The organism is Caulobacter sp. KR2-114, assembly GCF_049446115.1.
Taxonomy (GTDB): domain Bacteria; phylum Pseudomonadota; class Alphaproteobacteria; order Caulobacterales; family Caulobacteraceae; genus Acaudatibacter.
The window spans coordinates 284,724-300,647 of the sequence record NZ_JBMSEC010000006.1; the positions used below are offsets into that span (position 1 = coordinate 284,724).

The 15,924-nt window shown below is 70.4% G+C and carries 15 protein-coding genes; 8 read left to right on the forward strand and 7 right to left on the reverse strand.

What is annotated here, in order from left to right; translation table 11 throughout:
- Positions 1-9: 9 nt before the first annotated feature.
- From ACO2Q3_RS21020 to ACO2Q3_RS21030, 3 genes are all read right to left on the reverse strand, one after another.
- Positions 10-669 (reverse strand): cell wall hydrolase, encoded by a 660-nt coding sequence (locus tag ACO2Q3_RS21020; RefSeq protein WP_423310144.1) that lies wholly within the window; start codon positions 667-669, stop codon positions 10-12.
- Between the two features lie 199 nt (positions 670-868).
- Positions 869-1,300, reverse strand: coding sequence for a hypothetical protein (locus ACO2Q3_RS21025; RefSeq protein WP_423310146.1), 432 nt, complete (start codon positions 1,298-1,300; stop codon positions 869-871).
- Between the two features lie 11 nt (positions 1,301-1,311).
- Positions 1,312-1,896: a hypothetical protein gene (locus ACO2Q3_RS21030; protein ID WP_423310148.1), complete on the reverse strand. Its 585-nt coding sequence runs from the start codon at positions 1,894-1,896 to the stop codon at positions 1,312-1,314.
- Positions 1,897-2,051: 155 nt separating this feature from the next.
- On the opposite strand from ACO2Q3_RS21030, the gene ACO2Q3_RS21035 reads away from it, so the two are divergent.
- On the forward strand, positions 2,052-3,155 hold the full coding sequence (locus tag ACO2Q3_RS21035) for a DUF2235 domain-containing protein (protein ID WP_423310150.1): 1,104 nt from the start codon (positions 2,052-2,054) through the stop codon (positions 3,153-3,155).
- Positions 3,156-3,181: 26 nt separating this feature from the next.
- Here ACO2Q3_RS21035 and ACO2Q3_RS21040 read toward each other — a convergent pair whose 3' ends face one another.
- From ACO2Q3_RS21040 to ACO2Q3_RS21050, 3 genes are all read right to left on the reverse strand, one after another.
- Positions 3,182-4,054, reverse strand: coding sequence for an EamA family transporter (locus tag ACO2Q3_RS21040; RefSeq protein ID WP_423310152.1), 873 nt, complete (start codon positions 4,052-4,054; stop codon positions 3,182-3,184).
- Between the two features lie 106 nt (positions 4,055-4,160).
- Positions 4,161-4,910, reverse strand: coding sequence for a DUF4328 domain-containing protein (locus tag ACO2Q3_RS21045; RefSeq protein ID WP_423310154.1), 750 nt, complete (start codon positions 4,908-4,910; stop codon positions 4,161-4,163).
- Positions 4,911-5,010: 100 nt separating this feature from the next.
- Positions 5,011-5,556 carry a TetR/AcrR family transcriptional regulator gene (locus ACO2Q3_RS21050; RefSeq protein WP_423310156.1) on the reverse strand — a complete coding sequence of 182 codons (546 nt, stop codon included), beginning with the start codon at positions 5,554-5,556 and terminating at the stop codon, positions 5,011-5,013.
- A gap of 171 nt (positions 5,557-5,727) precedes the next feature.
- On the opposite strand from ACO2Q3_RS21050, the gene ACO2Q3_RS21055 reads away from it, so the two are divergent.
- The 7 genes from ACO2Q3_RS21055 (at position 5,728) to ACO2Q3_RS21085 (ending at position 14,210) form a co-directional block, all read left to right on the forward strand.
- On the forward strand, positions 5,728-6,834 hold the full coding sequence (locus ACO2Q3_RS21055; RefSeq protein WP_423310158.1) for an acyl-CoA dehydrogenase family protein: 1,107 nt from the start codon (positions 5,728-5,730) through the stop codon (positions 6,832-6,834).
- A gap of 2 nt (positions 6,835-6,836) precedes the next feature.
- On the forward strand, positions 6,837-8,063 hold the full coding sequence (locus tag ACO2Q3_RS21060; RefSeq protein WP_423310160.1) for an acyl-CoA dehydrogenase family protein: 1,227 nt from the start codon (positions 6,837-6,839) through the stop codon (positions 8,061-8,063).
- Between the two features lie 106 nt (positions 8,064-8,169).
- Positions 8,170-9,786, forward strand: coding sequence for an acyl-CoA synthetase (locus ACO2Q3_RS21065; RefSeq protein ID WP_423310162.1), 1,617 nt, complete (start codon positions 8,170-8,172; stop codon positions 9,784-9,786).
- A gap of 24 nt (positions 9,787-9,810) precedes the next feature.
- The gene (locus ACO2Q3_RS21070) at positions 9,811-11,430 is read left to right on the forward strand and encodes a flavin-containing monooxygenase (protein WP_423310164.1); all 1,620 of its coding nucleotides are present in this window, start codon (positions 9,811-9,813) and stop codon (positions 11,428-11,430) included.
- A gap of 118 nt (positions 11,431-11,548) precedes the next feature.
- Positions 11,549-11,947: a hypothetical protein gene (locus ACO2Q3_RS21075; protein ID WP_423310166.1), complete on the forward strand. Its 399-nt coding sequence runs from the start codon at positions 11,549-11,551 to the stop codon at positions 11,945-11,947.
- Between the two features lie 132 nt (positions 11,948-12,079).
- Positions 12,080-13,093 carry an MBL fold metallo-hydrolase gene (locus tag ACO2Q3_RS21080; protein ID WP_423310168.1) on the forward strand — a complete coding sequence of 338 codons (1,014 nt, stop codon included), beginning with the start codon at positions 12,080-12,082 and terminating at the stop codon, positions 13,091-13,093.
- A gap of 142 nt (positions 13,094-13,235) precedes the next feature.
- Positions 13,236-14,210, forward strand: coding sequence for a S1C family serine protease (locus ACO2Q3_RS21085; RefSeq protein WP_423310170.1), 975 nt, complete (start codon positions 13,236-13,238; stop codon positions 14,208-14,210).
- 18 nt (positions 14,211-14,228) lie between these two features.
- On the opposite strand, the gene ACO2Q3_RS21090 is transcribed toward ACO2Q3_RS21085, so the two are convergent.
- Entirely contained in the window at positions 14,229-15,857 is a 1,629-nt protein-coding gene (locus ACO2Q3_RS21090; protein WP_423310172.1) for a GMC family oxidoreductase, read from the reverse strand.
- Between the last annotated feature and the right edge of the window lie 67 nt (positions 15,858-15,924).

Here is a 15,924-nt window from a genome sequence, read left to right on the forward strand (position 1 = left end):
CAGCGCGGATCAGTTCCACGGCACGGGCACGCCCGGCGCGCCGGGGTCGATGGCGATGTAGTGGGCCTGGCCCTTCGCATCCCGGGCCCAGAAGCCGCCGGTCGGCGCGCCCGCCGGCGGCGACTGCGGCGTTTGCGGCGGCGACGCCTGAGGCTGAGGCGTCTGAGGCTGGGACGCCTGAGGCTGTTGCGCGGCGTAGCCGGCTGCGGGGAGCGCCGGATGGCCGGCGTATCCCAGGGAGAAGAAGCGCTGGGCGCCGTAGTCCACGCCGGTTCCGTTGTCGAAAGCGGGCTTGGGTCGATGAAGTGCGGCCTGGGCCCGGGGGGCGTAGAAGTGGTCGTAGGGGCCAGCGGGGCCATTGTTGATAAGGCCGTCGACCACCCCCAGCGCCTGCTGGAAGCGCGGACTGTCCTGGGGGGTGCCCAACTGGCGGTTCCACGCCGTCGGGTTGTCGTAGGCCTCGAACTGGTGGGGGGCGGCAATCACCTGGGCGATGGATTGGTTGCCCATGCGCGCGCGGTTGAGGACGACCGAGCCGACCTGCCGCATGTCATCGACGCTGTCCCCACCCTCGCCGAGGATCAGCCGCGCCAGCAGGTCGCGTTCGGAATCGGACATCGGTGACTTCGGTTGGGCGGCGGCCGGCACGGCTTGGGTGGGGTCGGGCATCAGACGGCTCCATTGTTAAGGGAGGGACGAGTTGGGTGGGGCGGCAGTGGCGGGGGCGGTGCGGCCCCCTGCGCGGTCGGGCGGCGTCTGGACGCGGCCGGCGCTCTGAAGCCACCGCCGCCCACGGCGAACGCCCATCGGGGCGCCGCCGAGGCTGTCAGGCGGGAGGGAGGGGACAACGGTGAGGCGATGAACATGGTCACCAGCCCGGGATGATGTTGGGCCCGGGCGTGTTGGCCAGGCTCGCCGCGAACGCCTGGTTGCGGCCCTGCAGGGCGTCGAAGTCCTGGCCCAGCTGCTGGCCGAAGGCCTGCTGCTGCGCCTGCTTCTGTTGATGCGCCAGGCCGTAGCGATCGAGCGCCTCAGCCAGAAGGTCGGAGCCGAGCGCCATCGGCGTTCGTGGGGCATCCTGACTCGCGGATTGGCGAAGCGCGTTCAAGGCCGCCATCAGGTACTGGCTGCGGGGATCCTGGGCGGCGCCCAAGGGGGCGGCGCCGTAGGTTTGTGGCGCCTGCTGGCTCAGCGGGCGCTGCGCCGCCTGGGCGGGCAGGGCGCCGTCGCCGGCGGCGATATCAGGCACGGACTGGGCCAGCGCGCCGACGCCCGGCTGTACGAAGCTGTAGGGGGCCATGGGCGACGTCCTCAGGCGAAGGGCAGGAGGCTCATGGCCGCCGAGCCGAGGTTGAAGAGTCCGCCCATGGAAGACTGGTAGTTCTTCATCTGGGCGTCGTAGGTGTTCTGCAGCGCCTGCTGTTGCAGGCTGTAGGCGCCAAGGACGTCCGTCGGCGCGACCGAGGTCTGGGCCCCGGCGTAGCCTTGCGGCAGCTGGGTCTGACCCATGCCGAGCAGGGCGGACAGCTCGTTGATGGGCAGCTGTTGGGCGTAGGCCTGGTTCTGGAAGTTCTGCTGCGCGGCGCTGTTCCACAGCTGGGCGTTCTGCAGATTCTGCTGGTAGGCCTGCTGCTGGGCGGTGTTGCCGAAGCTGGCCGCCGCCTGGTTCTGGCTGTTGCTCCACAGCAGGCTGAACCGGCGTTTCCTCGCCACTGCGCCGTCGTCAGGATAGATCGCCTGATAGAGCTTGATGATCGACCGGCAGGTCTCGCGCCATGGACGCTGGGCCTTGTCGGCCAGCTCCAGTTCGCTGATCCAGCGCGCGGCGACGCCGGCGGGGTCATCCCCGAAGTCGGCGGGCGTTTCCAGGGCGGTGTCGGAGAGGGCGGTGACCATCGACGGGCAATCTACGGCCGCCGCACACCCCGCTAGCTGAGCGTTAGCCGCACGCCGTCGCGCAAGCTTCGCCGCGCCGTCGCCGCAATCTTGAGTTGGTGTGTCGTCCCAGGAAGCTTCAGCGCCGCGCGAGGCGGCCGGGGGAGGGCTCCACCATGGCCAAGCTTGTCGTCTGCCTGGACGGAACGGACCAGGTTCTTAACCAGCCGCATCCGACCAACATCGCCCTGATCTTCACCGCCCTGGGCGGCGCGGCGTCGGCGGCCGGCAACGGCTCCTTCGAGACCACCCTGCCCGCCGGCCAGGGGAAGTACCTGCCGGGGGTCGGCACGCAGGGCAACATCTTCCTCAAGGCGCTCGGGGCTGCGTTCGGCGACGGCATCGCCGAGCCGATCGTGCGCGGCTACACCTTCCTGTCGCGCGCCTGGGCGTCGGGCGACGAGATCTACATCACCGGCTTCAGTCGGGGCGCGACGGCGGCTCGGGCGCTGGCGGGCTTCGTGGTCGCCCAGGGGCTGCTCGATCCGACCCGGTATGACGTCAACGACAAGGACGCCGCCTACGTCCGCGCGATCGCGGCCTGGTACCAATATCGCCAGCCCAGGCCGAACTTCGCCCAGCAGGCGCGACTGGAGATCATTTCCGGCACGATCGGCCAGCAGATTCCGTCCTTGGTCCCCGCTGACTTCCAGCCTCCGCCGACGATCAAGGCCGTGGGCGTGTTCGATACGGTGAGCTCGCTGGGACTGCCGCACCTGGACTCCGACGGCGACGCCCGGTTCGACTTCTCCATCTGCGACACCACCCTCAGTCCATTCGTGCTGAACGGCTTCCATGCGCTCGCGGCCGACGAATCCCGCGACCTGTTCAGCCCGACCTTCTGGGCGGAGGGGCCGAACGTCACCCAGCATGTCTTCCCCGGCACCCACTCCAATGTCGGCGGCGGCTATCCGGAGCGGGGACTTTCCGACGCCGCCCTCGACTGGATGCTGGGCCAGCTGGTCGGCGTCGGCCTGCCGGCCAATCCGGCCCTGATCACCCCGCCGATCGCGCCCAGGCCCGCGGACGTCGCCCGCGACGACGGCGCGCGCTTTCCGTTCAACAACACCCCCCGCCGCCCGCGCGCCTTTCCGGACAAGGTGGTCGTCGATCCGTTCCTCAAGGCCCGGGTGGGGCTTTCGGTGGAGATGCTGCCCGATCCCACGCCACGACCGTATGCGCCGGTGGGGCGCTACGCGGATGGTTCGGCCCTGGTCTAAGCGTCAGTGATGCGCGAGGCGAGGGGCTAGCCGAGGCGCAAGGTCGCCGCCCCCGCGGCGATCGCGCAGGCGGCCAGGAGCCGGATCACCCGAGGCCGCTCCTTCAGGACCAGGACCGAGATCGCGGCGCCGAAGACGATCGAGGTCTCACGCAGCGCCGCCACCTTCGCGACCGGCGCCTCGGTCATGGCCCAGAGCGCCAAGCCATAGGATGCCGTCGCACCGGCGCCGCCGGCCAGGCCCGTCGGCCACCGCCGCCGCGCTTGCACGACGAATGCGGGGCCGCGTGTCGCCAGGGCGCCGACGACGAGCACGATCCCGGTCAGCAGGAACAGCCACAGGGTGTAGGCCGCCGGTGCGCCCGAGCGGCGCACGCCCAGTCCGTCCACCAGGGTGTAGGCGGCGATCACCACCGCGTTCGCCAGGGCGATCGCGATGGCTCGCCCCTCTCCCCGCGCGGCGCGGGCGGCCCGTGGATCCCTCGGTCCGCCGAACGCCATGCTCAGCACGCCGCCGCAGATCATCGCCACCCCGCCCCACGCCAGGGGCGCAAGCGGCTCGGCGAACAGGAGCTGTCCGGCCGGGGCGACGATCAGCGGCGCGCCACCGCGCATCAGCGGATAGGCCAGGCTCATGTCCGCGGCCTGATAGGCGCGGGCCACCAGCATGAAGTAAGCCACCTGCAGCCCGGTCGAGATGGCGATGAAGCCCCAGCTTGCCTGGGCGGGCGCCGGCAGGAAGGGAAGGGCGGCCGCCGCGACGAGGGCCGCGCCTGCGGTCACCAGCACCGTGGCCGCCTGCGGATCGCCACCCTCGCCGCCGCCACGCTTGACGATGGCGTTCCACGTCGCGTGCAAGGCGGCGGCGACCAGGACAGCGGCGAAGATCGCGGCATTCATGCGCGTATCTGGACCGGCCCACGCGGCAAGCGCCAGCGCCTCGCCGATTGTTCGACGCCTCCGAAGGCGGGCGCTGACTAGATTCCGGGAGGCTCGAGCCGCGCGCTCAGGCGAACGTCTCCGCCACCTGTTGCACCTGGTGGCGCGAGGCCTTCTGGGCGCGTGTCACCTGCCAGACGATGGTCAGGAAGAGGCCGATCGTGGCGATCTCGAACGTCAGGTCCAGCAGCGACAGCTCGTTGATCGTCATCAAGAGGCCAAGGTCGCTTCCCGCCTTCGACATCGCATAGACGATGTTCCCCAGGACGCCCGTGGCCAGCCAGCCGGCCCACCAGAACCCCATCATCGGCGGCATTGATTGCGAGCGCCAGCGGTCGGGCCACCGGCTCGCGCGCCAGATCTCCGACATCGCCACCAGGGGGCGGAACCAGTTCATGATCGGGACGGCGTACGACCCCACCGCCCATCCGGGCGTCACGTCGAGGCCGCGCGCGCCCAGCGCCCGCACGTTGCGCGCCGCGCGGTAGATCCACATGCCGGCGATCACGTAGCAGGCGATGAGCGACAGCAGGCCGATCGCGCCGCTGGCCTGGACGACGGTATCGGCGAGGTGCGCATCCGACTGCAGGGTGGCGGCCAGTCCCGGGCCCAGCCGGCGCGCGTCGCTGATCACCTTCACGCGCATGGCCAGGCCGACGATCTCGACGAGGCTGAGGGTAGCCTTCAGCGCCAGGGCTGTCGTCGTGGCGATCGCCAGGCCCTGCGGCGACAGGAACGGAATGGCGGCCTGAGGCTGCGCCTGACCAATCTCGCGGAAGATCGGCCCGTCGGCGCCGCCGACGCTCGTGTCGGTCATGGAAAAGTCCCCCAACTTCCGGTGGCATCCTGACACAGCCTGGGCTGGTCGCAAGGCGTGAGCGTGTGCTCCTGGCGCCAGAACCGCGGGGCCGTGATGTTCAGCTTTCGCCGACACCCTTCAACACGGTCGCCACCAGGGTCTCGATGAACGCCTCGCGCCGCGCGATCATCGTGCCGCGGAGGCGTTCGGGCGTCGTGGTGATGTGGTTGGAGACGGCGCCCACCACGAGGTCCATCAGCAGGCCCGGATTGACGCTGCCGGGGATCTCGCCGCGCGCGATGGCGCGCCTGACGATGGCGCGCCCCTCGCGAATGGTGGATTCAACGTAGGGCGCGACCACGGCCCGCACCTCGGGGTGCGCCTCGCCGTCCAGGTTCATCCACGACGCCGTCCGGGCGTGGAGGCCGGCGCGGGCGGCGAAGACCTGTTCGGCCAAGGCCTTCAAATCCCCGCCCAAACCGCCGGTGTCAATCGCCGCCGGGGCCAGCCAACGCGCCTCCAGAGTCTGACGCAGCAGCACGCCGCGGTCTGGCCACCGACCGTACAGCGCCGCCTTTCCGACACCCGAACGCCGGGCAATCGCCTCGAACGTGAACCCGGCCCATCCCGCCTGGGCGTAGAGGCTGATGGCGGCGTCGAACACCCGCGCTTCCAGAGTCGGATCGCGCGGGCGGCCGCGCCGCGCCGCGCCGGACGGAGGGGGTTCCTCAGCCATCGCGCCGCCACCGCTTGCCACCTCTCTCGTCATGCGCCTAAATTCAGACGAAAGCCGTCCGATAATCAAGCGGCAGGCGCGTATTCGAGGAGGCGACGGATGGCGACCCTTTCGGCGGAGGAGCGGACGGCCCTGCAGGACGCCGTGGGTCGGCTGCTGGGCGATCGCTCCACCGAGGCGGATGTTCGCCGAGCCATGGATACGCCCGCGGGTTACGATCCCGGCTTATGGGCCGAGCTCGCGGAGATGGGGATCGCAGGCCTGGTCATCGATCCGGAGTTCGGTGGTTCCGGCGCCGGCGCCGTGGAGCTCGAGACGGTGATGGAGGCTGCGGGCGCAGCCCTGCTCTGCGCGCCGCTGCTGGCCTCCGGCGTGCTGGCGGCCGAGCTTCTACGTACGCTCGGCGACGAGGCCGCCAAGTCCCGGCTGCTGCCCCGCATCGCGGACGGAACGGCGATCGCAACGGTCGCCCTGACCGGCGACGCCGGAACCTGGGCGCCGGAGGGCGTCTCGGTCACGGCCTCGGGAACCGGCGACCGTGCCACCCTCACCGGCGTCGCCTCCTTCGTCCTGCATGGCCAGAACGCGGATATCCTTCTGGTGCTCGCCGGCGATGGGGAGACCCTGGCGGTATTCGAGGTGGACCCAAAGAGCCCCGGCGTCGGCATCGCGCCGCTGCCCACCTTCGACCATACGCTGCGACTGGCGCGCATCACCTTGGAGTCCGCGCCTGGCCGACGGCTTTCCGGCGGTGCGTGGCCGGCGGCGGAGGCGGCGATGCGGCTGGCGCTGGTCGCCCTGGCCGGCGAACAGGCAGGCGGCGCAAAGCGGGTGGTGGACTTCACCGTCGACTATGCCCGGGGCCGCTTCCAGTTCGGCCGCGCGATCGGCTCGTTCCAGGCGGTCAAGCACATGGCCGCCGACATCCTGCTCGAGGCCGAAAGCGCCGTCTCGGCCGCTCGCAACGCCGCGGCCCGGCTGGCAGAGGGGGCCGCTGACGCTGATGCCGCGGTGTCGCTGGCGGCCTTCGCCTGCGCCGACGCCTTCACGCAGGTCACCGCCACGGCCATCCAGATGCATGGCGGCATCGCCTTCACCTGGAGCCATCCGGCGCACCTCTACCTGCGCCGCGCCCGCGCCGACGCCCAGCTGTTCGGCGCCCCCGCCGTACATCGCGAGCGCTACCTGCAAGCCCTGGGAGCCTGATCATGGCTGACGGACAACATGTTTCCGATGAAGTGCTGCGCGCCGAGGTCCGCGCCTGGCTGGGCGAGCACTGGAAGGGGCTGCCCAAGCGCGAGCCGGGAGCCGGCGGCGCGGGCTGGACGGTCTCGGACGAACAGAAGGCCTGGCTGGACAAGGTGGTGGAGGCGCGCTGGGCCGTGCCGCGCTGGCCCACCGAATGGTACGGCCGCGGCCTGTCGGACGCCCAGGCCAGGATCATCGAGCGCGAGTTCGCCGCCGTCGGCGCGCCAGGCGCCGGCCAGGACCGCTCCAACCTCTGGGCCAACACCGCCCTCGCCCACGCCACGCCGACGTTCAAGAAGAAGATCATCCCGGCCCTGCTGAAGAACCAGGTCGGCATGTGCCTGCTGTATTCCGAGCCGGGCGCCGGGTCCGACCTCGCCGGCATCCGTACCCGCGCCGACCTGCAGGGTGACCACTATGTGGTCAACGGCCAGAAGGTGTGGACGTCCGGCGCCGCCACCGCAGACTACGGCATGCTGATCGCCCGCACCGACTGGGATGCGCCCAAGCACAAGGGCATCAGCTTCTTCTTCCTGCCGATGAAGCAGCCGGGCGTGGAGGTGCGGCCGCTGCGCCAGATCACCGACGAGAGCCACTTCAACGAGGTGTTCATCACCGACGCGCTCTGCCCGGCGGAAAACCTGCTGGGCCCGTTGAACACCGGCTGGGGCGTGCTGCAGACCGCGCTCGCCTACGAGCGCTCGGTGATGGGCGACGGCGCCCGCGGGCCCCGAAGCGGCGTCGCCGAGGCGGTGAACGAGGAGCCGCTGATCGCGCTCGCCCGTGAGGCCGGGGTGCTGGACGACCCGGTCCTGCGCCAGGACATCGCCAAGGTCATCGCCTACAAGAAGCTGAACGCCCTCAACAACGCCCGCGCCAAGGCGGATCTGGCCCAGGGCACTTCGGCCCCGGTGATGAGCCTGGGCAAGCTGGCGATGAGCCGGATCCTGCACGAGGAAGCCCGGGTTCGCACCGCCATCCTCGGCGCCGCCAGCCTGTTCGAAGGCCCGTCCCATCCGCGCGCCGAGGACGCCAACTTCCTGACCCTCAACGCCTATTTCACATCGATCGGCGGCGGCACCGACCAGATCCAGCGCAACATCATCGGCGAGCGTGTGCTGGGCCTGCCCAAGGAGCCCGAAGTCGACCGTGACGTGCCGTTCCGGGAGGTGAAGGTCGGGCGCTGACCCTCGCATTTTCACCGGGCTTGGCTTGCCCCTACGGCGCCCGTCTAGTCTCCTGTCATCGGCGCACCCGGCGGCAGACCGGCGCGCCTGCAAGGGAGACCTACGCGTGGGCTGGAATTTCGGAGATATCCTCGACGCCATCGAGCCGGTGATGCCGCAGGACGCGCCCGCGTTCCTGCACGGCGACCGCGTTATAACCATCGGCGAGGCGCGCCAGGCCACCAACAACATGGCCCGCGCCCTGATCGCCCGCGGGGCCCAGCCCGGCGACAAGATCGCCATCTACATGCGCAATCGTCCCGAATACCTGATGGCGCTGGCCGCGGGCTTCAAGTCGCGGATGACCCACGTCAACGTCAACTACCGCTATACGCCGGAAGAGGTCTGGTACATCTTCGACAACTCCGACGCCCAGACCGTGGTCTATGCTTCGGAATTCCGCGACGCGGTGACCGAGATCCGGCCGCGCCTGCCCAAGGTAAAGACCTGGGTCGAAGTCAGCTCGGACGGCTCGGTCGCGCCCTTCGCCCAGCGGTTCGAGGCCTTGGCCTCCGAAGGCAACGGCGGCCCGCTCGACATCCAGCGCTCGGGCGAAGACCAGTTCTTCATCTACACCGGGGGCACCACTGGCATGCCCAAGGGCGTGATGTGGACTCACCACGACCTTCGCGAAATCACCCTGGAGGGCCAGCGCCGGATGGGCGTGGCCGTGCCGGAGACCCTGGAGCAGCTTGCCGCCGCCCACGCCGCGACGGGCCCGGGCATGCGCACCTTGCCGGCCCCGCCGCTTATGCACGGCACGGGCCTGCTGACCGCCATGGGGGCGATGCTCTCGGGCGGCTCGGTGGTGACCTTGGAAGGCGAGAGCTTCGACGCCGAGGAACTGCTGGCCGCCATCCATCGCCACCGGCCGCAGTCGATGGCCATCGTCGGCGACAGCTTCGGCCGCCCGATGCTCAACGCGCTCAACGCCAGCCCCGGCAAGTACGATGTCTCGTCGGTCGCGGCCATCGTCTCGTCCGGCGTGATGTGGAGCCTGGAGGTCAAGCGCGGCCTTCTGGAGCATATGCCCAACGCCATGCTCAACGACGGCTTCTCCTCTTCCGAGGCTCTGGGCATGGGCGCCTCGGTGATGACCAAGGGCGGCGAGGTGCAGACCGCCAAGTTCGTGCTCGGCGAACGCTGCAAGGTGTTCGACGAGAACGATCAGGAAGTGGTCCCCGGTTCCGGCGTCTCGGGGATGATCGCCATCAAGGGACCCAATCCGCTGGGCTACTACAAGGACCAGGCCAAGACCGACCGCACCTTCCGCACCATCAACGGCGAGCGCTACTCCATCCCGGGTGACTGGGTGACCGTCGAGGCCGACGGGTCGCTGACCCTGCTCGGGCGCGGCAACGCCTGCATCAACACCGCCGGCGAAAAGGTCTTCCCAGAGGAAGTGGAGGAGACGCTCAAGACCCATCCCGCCATCGAGGACGCCCTGGTGGTCGGCCTGCCGGACGAAAAGTGGGGCCAGTCGGTCACCGGCGTGGTCCTGCTCGCCCCCGGCGCCGACCTCGACGAGGCGGCCGTCCGCGCTCACGTGCGCAAGTCGCTTGCAGGCTACAAGACCCCCAAGCGCATCATCGTCGCCGACCGCCCGCTGCGCGCGGCCAATGGCAAGGCCGACTATCCCGCCGCCAAGGCCGCCGCCGAGGCCCAGCTGGTCCAGCCGGCCTGAGCCCGCGGGAAGAGGAACATCGTCATGAACGCGCCCGCCAGCATCTGTCAGACCACCCGCGATCCGGTGGACAAGACCGTCGACTGCGTTGTCGTGGGGGCCGGCTTCTCCGGCCTCTACATGGTGCACCGCCTGCGCCAGGCCGGGGTGTCCGTACAGGGGATCGAGGCCGGCTACGACGTGGGCGGCACGTGGTTCTGGAACCGCTACCCGGGCGCGCGTTGCGACATCCCCTCGCTGCTGTACTCCTATTCCTTCGACCGGGGCCTGCGTGACGACTGGCGCTGGAGCGAGAAGTACTCGCCACAGCCGGAAATCCTGGCCTACGCCGGCCATGTTGCCGACCGCTTCGACCTGCGCTCCAGCTTCCTGTTCGAGACCCGGGTCACCGCCATGACCTATGACGAGGGGGCTGCGGTCTGGCGGGTAGAGACCGACCGGGGCGACCGCTTCGCGGCGCGCTGGGTGGTGGCGGCCACCGGCTGCCTGTCCGTGCCCAAGGCGCCCGACATCCCCGGCGCCGACAGCTTCGCGGGGCCGTCCTATCTCACCGGCCTCTGGCCGCACGAGGGTGTCGACTTCACCGGCCGGCGGGTGGCGATGATCGGCACAGGCTCCTCGGCGATCCAGTCCACGCCGCTGATCGCCGACCAGGCCGCCCAGCTGACCATCTTCCAGCGCACCCCCAATTTCAGCCTGCCGGCCCGCAACCGCGAGCTCACCGACGCCGAGATCGACGAATTCATGGCCGCCTTCCCGGCCTACAAGGCGCTGCTCGACAGCGGCCAGCCGGCCTTGCCGGCCCCGCCGGAGGACTGGCAACCGACCGAGGCCGAGCTGAAGGAACGCGCCGAGGCGCTGTGGAGCGGCGACGGCCTGCTGGCCCTGATCGCCCTGCCGAACCTCACCAAGGACCCGCGCATCAACGCCATCGCCGCCGACTATGTCCGCGACAAGATCCGCCAGATCGTGCAGGACCCCGCCACCGCCGAGGCCCTGATCCCGCGGGACTATCCTCTCGGCGCCAAGCGGCCGTGCGTCGACACTGACTATTTCGCCGCCTTCAACCGGCCCAACGTCGCCCTGGTTGACCTGCTGAAGACGCCGATCGTCGAGATCAACGCCGCCGGGGTGAGGACCACCGAGGGGCAGTACGACGTCGACGCCATCGTCTTCGCCACCGGCTTCGACGCCATGACCGGCGCCCTGCTGAAGATGGATATCCGGGGCCGTGGCGGCCGCTCGCTGGCCGACGCCTGGGCCGAGGGACCCAAGACCTTGCTGGGCCTGCAGGTGGCGGGCTTCCCCAACCTGTTCACCGTCACCGGCCCGGGCAGCCCGTCGGTGCTGTCCAACATGATCGTCTCGCTGGAGCAGCACGTCGACTGGATCGCCGACGCCATCACCCACCTGCGCGCCACCAACCACACCACCATGGAGCCCGACCCGACCGCCCAGGAGGCCTGGGTGCAGCACGTGAACGAGGTCGCCGCGGAGACGCTCTATCCGCAGGCCAACTCCTGGTACCTGGGCGCAAACGTGCCCGGCAAGCCGCGAGTGTTCATGCCCTATGTGGGGCCGGGGTATAAGGTCCGCTGCGACGAGATCGCCGCGAACGGCTACGAAGGCTTCGTGCTGGGGTAGCGCCGCGGGTCGCCGTCGCTGCCCGAATCTCATTGACCCGCATCAAGGACATCACGCCGCAGTCGTGGTGTTCGTGCGGCCGACCCGCGACGCCGGGGGCCTCTTGGAGATGAGAGACATGAAGACTGTCAGCTTGGCGATCCTGGCCGTAGCCGGCGCCGTGGCCCTTGCGGCGCCGGCGGTAGCGCAGCCCGACCACCACGGTGGCTACGGTGGCTACGGTGGCTATCACGACCGCGGCCGCGATGACGGTCCGCGCGCGTGGGACCTGAACCGCCGCATCGACTGGATGCAGCAGCGCATCGACCGCGGCCGGCGGGACGGTTCGCTGGATCGGCGCGAGGCCGGGCGCGTGCAGGCTCGGCTGGATGACATCCGCCGCGACAAGGCGCGCATGGAGCGCCGCAACGCCGGCTTCCTGCGCGGCGACCAGCGCGACCAGCTGCAGGCGCGGCTCGACCGGCTGAATGACGAGATGCACTGGCTGCGCAACAACGACGAACGCCGCCCCTGGTAGCCGCGGACCTCGGCCGGGCGACGGCGCCTCCCCCGCGGCGCGGCGCCCGATTGCCGGGCAGCCGGCAATGGCTCGCGTCGACGGCGGTGTTCGGCCTCGACAGGCCGCGCCGACGGCCGGACAAGCTTGGACATGAGCGCCGCCGCCTATCCGTCCCGCAGCCATCGCCGCATCCCGCGATGGTTCCTGGGTCTCGCGGTCGTCGTCGCGGCGCTCATGGCCGCAGCCCTGGTGTTCGCGCCGGCGGTCTATGCCGAGGTGTTCATCTTCCTCAATGCGCGCGGCGTGATGCTGCAGCCCGAACCGGCCGATCCGGCGGCGTTTCGCCCACGTCCGGGCCCGGCCGCGGGCGCGGTCGTCGACGGGCGCTGGCGGGTGGAGCAGATCGCCCCGGATACGTGGGCGCTGGGCGAGCCGCAGGATCACCCAGACAACTATGAATACCTGCTGGCGGGGAAGAGCCGGGCGCTGCTGATCGACGCCGGATCATCGCGCGACCACGACCTGCGACCGGTGCTTGCCGGCCTCACCCGGCTCCCGGTGACGGTGATCCCGTCGCACCTGCACTTCGATCACGTGAACGGCCTGCCGCGCTTCGGCTCGGTCGCCCTGATCGACCTGCCGCAGACGCGTGCAAGGGCGGGGCTCGACGGCTGGGTGCAACTCACCCGTCATCAGTATATGGGCGAGGAGCCGCCGCGCTTCCACGTCACCGAATGGGTCATGCCTGGCCAGGCGATCGACCTCGGCGGGCGCGTGGTGACGGTGCTCTCCACGCCGGGCCACACCAGAACCTCGGTCTCGGTCAGCGACCCGGCGGCGAAACTGTTGTTCACGGGAGACTACATCTACCCGACCACCCTCTACGCCTTCATGCCGGACTCCAGTCTTTCGGACTACGTCGCCACCGCCGACCGCCTGCTGTCCACGCTGCCGCCGGACACGCGCCTTTACACGGCCCATTGCTGCCGCAACGACGCCCCGCCGCGGGCCCCATGGCTGACGCTGCAGGATCTGCGCGACGTGCGCGCGGCGGCGCAGGGTATCCAGGCGGGAACGGCGAAGGGCAGGGGGCTCGTTCTCCGCCGCTTTCCGGTCAACAGTCGCATGACCATGCTGACGCTCTACCCGTTCGGGAACCGCTGAGGGCGTTCACGCGCAGTCAGGCCTTGGCGCGCCGCCTCCACGGGAGCCCGGCTCACGCGGCCGGCCACACCCTTGCGCCGTCAGGCGCCCGGCCCCAGATTCAGGCCCCTTTCCAGTACCGCTCCACTCAGGAGGCCACCGCGTGACACAACCTTTCGACGGCTTCGAGGTCGAGCAGGACCAGCGGCCCACGGCAGAGGCGTGGGCCTTCGATCTCGATCGCGCCTTGGCCTCGGTGGTGGCGCTGGAAGCGCGCATCCCGGACGACGCCTTCACCGCCCAGGGCCTCGGCACCGAGCGGATCGGCAACGGCACGGTCATCGGGCCGAACGGCCTGGTGCTGACAATCGGCTACCTGATCACCGAGGCCGAGGAGATCACGCTGACCCGCAACGACGGCCGTCGCGTGCCCGCCCATGCCCTGGGCGCCGACCCCGTGACCGGCTTCGGGCTGGTTCAGGCGCTTGAGCCGCTGAATCTGCCCGTGCTGCCACTGGGGAAGTCCTCGTCGCTGCGCGGCGACAGTCCCGTGGTGATCGCCGGGGCCGGTGGGCGGGCGCACGCCGCAGCCGGCGTCGTTCTGACCCGCATGCCATTCGCCGGCTACTGGGAATACATGCTCGACGACGCGATCATGACCGAGCCGGCGCATCCGCACTGGAGCGGCGCGGCGCTGATCGGCGCGGATGGCGAGCTGATGGGCGTGGGTTCCCTCAGCCTTCAGCGGCGCACCAAGCGGGGAACCTCGCCGCTGAACATGTGCGTGCCCATCGACCTGCTGCCGCCGATTCTGGACGACTTGTCGCGCGGCCGGCCCGCCCATCCGCCCCGCCCGTGGCTTGGAGTCATGGCCCAGGACGACGGCGACCACGTGATCGTCGTCGGTGTGAACCCGCGCAGCCCGGCCGCCCGGGCGGAGCTGCGCCCCGGCGACCTTATCCTGGCCGTCGGCGAGGAGGCCGTCGCCGATCTGCCTGATTTCTACACCGCGCTCTGGGCCCAGGGACCCGCCGGCGTCACGATCCCTCTGACCCTGCAGCGCGACGGTGACGTGTTCGACGTCGAGATCCGTTCCGCCGACCGTTCGGCCCTGCTGCGCAAGCCACGGTTCAACTGAGCGGTTCGAAACGGCGGCTCACCGCACGTCCTCCAGCACGAACCCGGCCCCCCGGTCGGCGATCATGATGGTGGGCGTGTTGGTGTTGCCCGAGGTGATGGTCGGCATCACCGAGGCGTCGATCACCCGCAGCCCCTCCAGCCCGATCAGCTTCAGCCGGGCGTCGACGACGGCCATCGGGTCCGACGGCAAGCCCATCTTGGCCGTGCCCACCGGATGAAAGATGGTCGTGCCGATGTCGCCGGCGGCCTTGGCCAGCGAGGCCTCGTCGTCCGCCACCGACGGACCGGGCAGGAACTCTTCGGGCCGGTAGGGCGCCAGCGCGGGCTGGCCCATCAGCTGGCGGGTCACCCGGATGGCGTCGGCGGCCACCTGCCGATCCGCCGCCGTGGACAGATAGTTCGGCGCGATCCGCGGCGCGGCGCCCGCGTCGGCCGAGCGCAGCCGGATGGTCCCGCGTGACGAGGGGCGCAGGTTGCAGGCCGCCACCGTCACCGCAGGAAACCGGTGCAGCGGCTCGCCGAACCGGTCCAGCGACAGCGGCTGCACGTGAAACTCGATGTTCGGCCGCTCGTGCTCGTCCGACGAGCGGGTGAAGATGCCCAGCTGCGAGGGCGCCATGGTGAGGGGGCCCGTGCGCCGCAGCGCGTACTCCAGCCCCATCAGCGCCCGCTTCGGCAGGTTGTGATAGGCCTCGTTAAGGGTCCTGACCCCGGACACCTTCCAGATGGCCCGTTGCTGCAGGTGATCCTGCAGGTTGCGGCCCACACCGGAGCGATCGGCGACCACGTCGACCCCGTGCTCGCCCAGCCAGTCGGCCGGTCCGATGCCGGACCGCTGCAACAGCACGGGCGAGGCCACCGCGCCCGCCGCAAGGATCACTTCCCCTCGCGCCCGCGCCTCGAACGTCTGGCCGCCCCGGCGGAAGCGCACCCCAATCGCGCGGCGGCCCTCGACCAGCACCCGCTCGGCCAGCACGCCCGTCTCGAGCCGAAGATTCTTGCGTTTTAGCGCCGGCTTGAGGAACGCCGTGGCGGCCGACCAGCGCAGGCCCCGCCGCTGGTTCACGTGAAACGGTCCGACGCCCAGGTTGTCGCCGGTGTTGAAGTCGGACGTCCGCGGCACGCCCATCTGCACGGCCGCCTCGGTGATCGCCTCCAGCACCGCCCAGCGCACGCGCGGCTGTTCCACCCGCCATTCGCCGCCGGCGCCGTGATGCTCGCTATCACCCAGGAAGTGATCGTCGAGGCGGCGGAACACCGGCAGCACATCATCCCAGCCCCAGCCCGACAGGCCCAGCTGGCGCCAATGGTCATAGTCGGCCGCCTGGCCGCGCATCGAGATCATGGCGTTGATCGCCGACGAGCCGCCGATCACCTTGCCGCGGGGATACTTCAGCGCCCGGCCGTTCAGCCCCGCCTCGGGCTCGGTCTCGAACATCCAGTCCGACCGCGGGTTGCCGATCGCGAACAGGTAGCCCACCGGCACATGGAACCAGACCCAGTCGTCGCGGCCGCCTGCCTCCAGCACCAGCACCCGATGGCGCCCGTCCGCTGACAGCCGGTTGGCCAGCACGCATCCCGCCGAGCCCGCGCCGACGACGATGAAGTCGTACTCACCGTCCAGGGGCGTCGCGGGGGAGGGCATTCGCCGTTAGTGCAGGTCCGGGCCGGCGGGGGCAAGAGGCCGCGGTCGGCGGTCCGCTGGCCCGGGC

What these genes read in the sequence shown, in the direction of transcription:
- ACO2Q3_RS21020 (WP_423310144.1), bottom strand. Translation starts at nt 669, where the DNA reads ATGCCCGACCCCACCCAAGCCGTGCCGGCCGCCGCCCAACCGAAGTCA.
- ACO2Q3_RS21025 (WP_423310146.1), bottom strand. Translation starts at nt 1,300, where the DNA reads ATGGCCCCCTACAGCTTCGTACAGCCGGGCGTCGGCGCGCTGGCCCAG.
- ACO2Q3_RS21030 (WP_423310148.1), bottom strand. Translation starts at nt 1,896, where the DNA reads ATGGTCACCGCCCTCTCCGACACCGCCCTGGAAACGCCCGCCGACTTC.
- ACO2Q3_RS21035 (WP_423310150.1), top strand. Translation starts at nt 2,052, where the DNA reads ATGGCCAAGCTTGTCGTCTGCCTGGACGGAACGGACCAGGTTCTTAAC.
- ACO2Q3_RS21040 (WP_423310152.1), bottom strand. Translation starts at nt 4,054, where the DNA reads ATGAATGCCGCGATCTTCGCCGCTGTCCTGGTCGCCGCCGCCTTGCAC.
- ACO2Q3_RS21045 (WP_423310154.1), bottom strand. Translation starts at nt 4,910, where the DNA reads ATGACCGACACGAGCGTCGGCGGCGCCGACGGGCCGATCTTCCGCGAG.
- ACO2Q3_RS21055 (WP_423310158.1), top strand. Translation starts at nt 5,728, where the DNA reads ATGGCGACCCTTTCGGCGGAGGAGCGGACGGCCCTGCAGGACGCCGTG.
- ACO2Q3_RS21060 (WP_423310160.1), top strand. Translation starts at nt 6,837, where the DNA reads ATGGCTGACGGACAACATGTTTCCGATGAAGTGCTGCGCGCCGAGGTC.
- ACO2Q3_RS21070 (WP_423310164.1), top strand. Translation starts at nt 9,811, where the DNA reads ATGAACGCGCCCGCCAGCATCTGTCAGACCACCCGCGATCCGGTGGAC.
- ACO2Q3_RS21075 (WP_423310166.1), top strand. Translation starts at nt 11,549, where the DNA reads ATGAAGACTGTCAGCTTGGCGATCCTGGCCGTAGCCGGCGCCGTGGCC.
- ACO2Q3_RS21080 (WP_423310168.1), top strand. Translation starts at nt 12,080, where the DNA reads ATGAGCGCCGCCGCCTATCCGTCCCGCAGCCATCGCCGCATCCCGCGA.
- ACO2Q3_RS21090 (WP_423310172.1), bottom strand. Translation starts at nt 15,857, where the DNA reads ATGCCCTCCCCCGCGACGCCCCTGGACGGTGAGTACGACTTCATCGTC.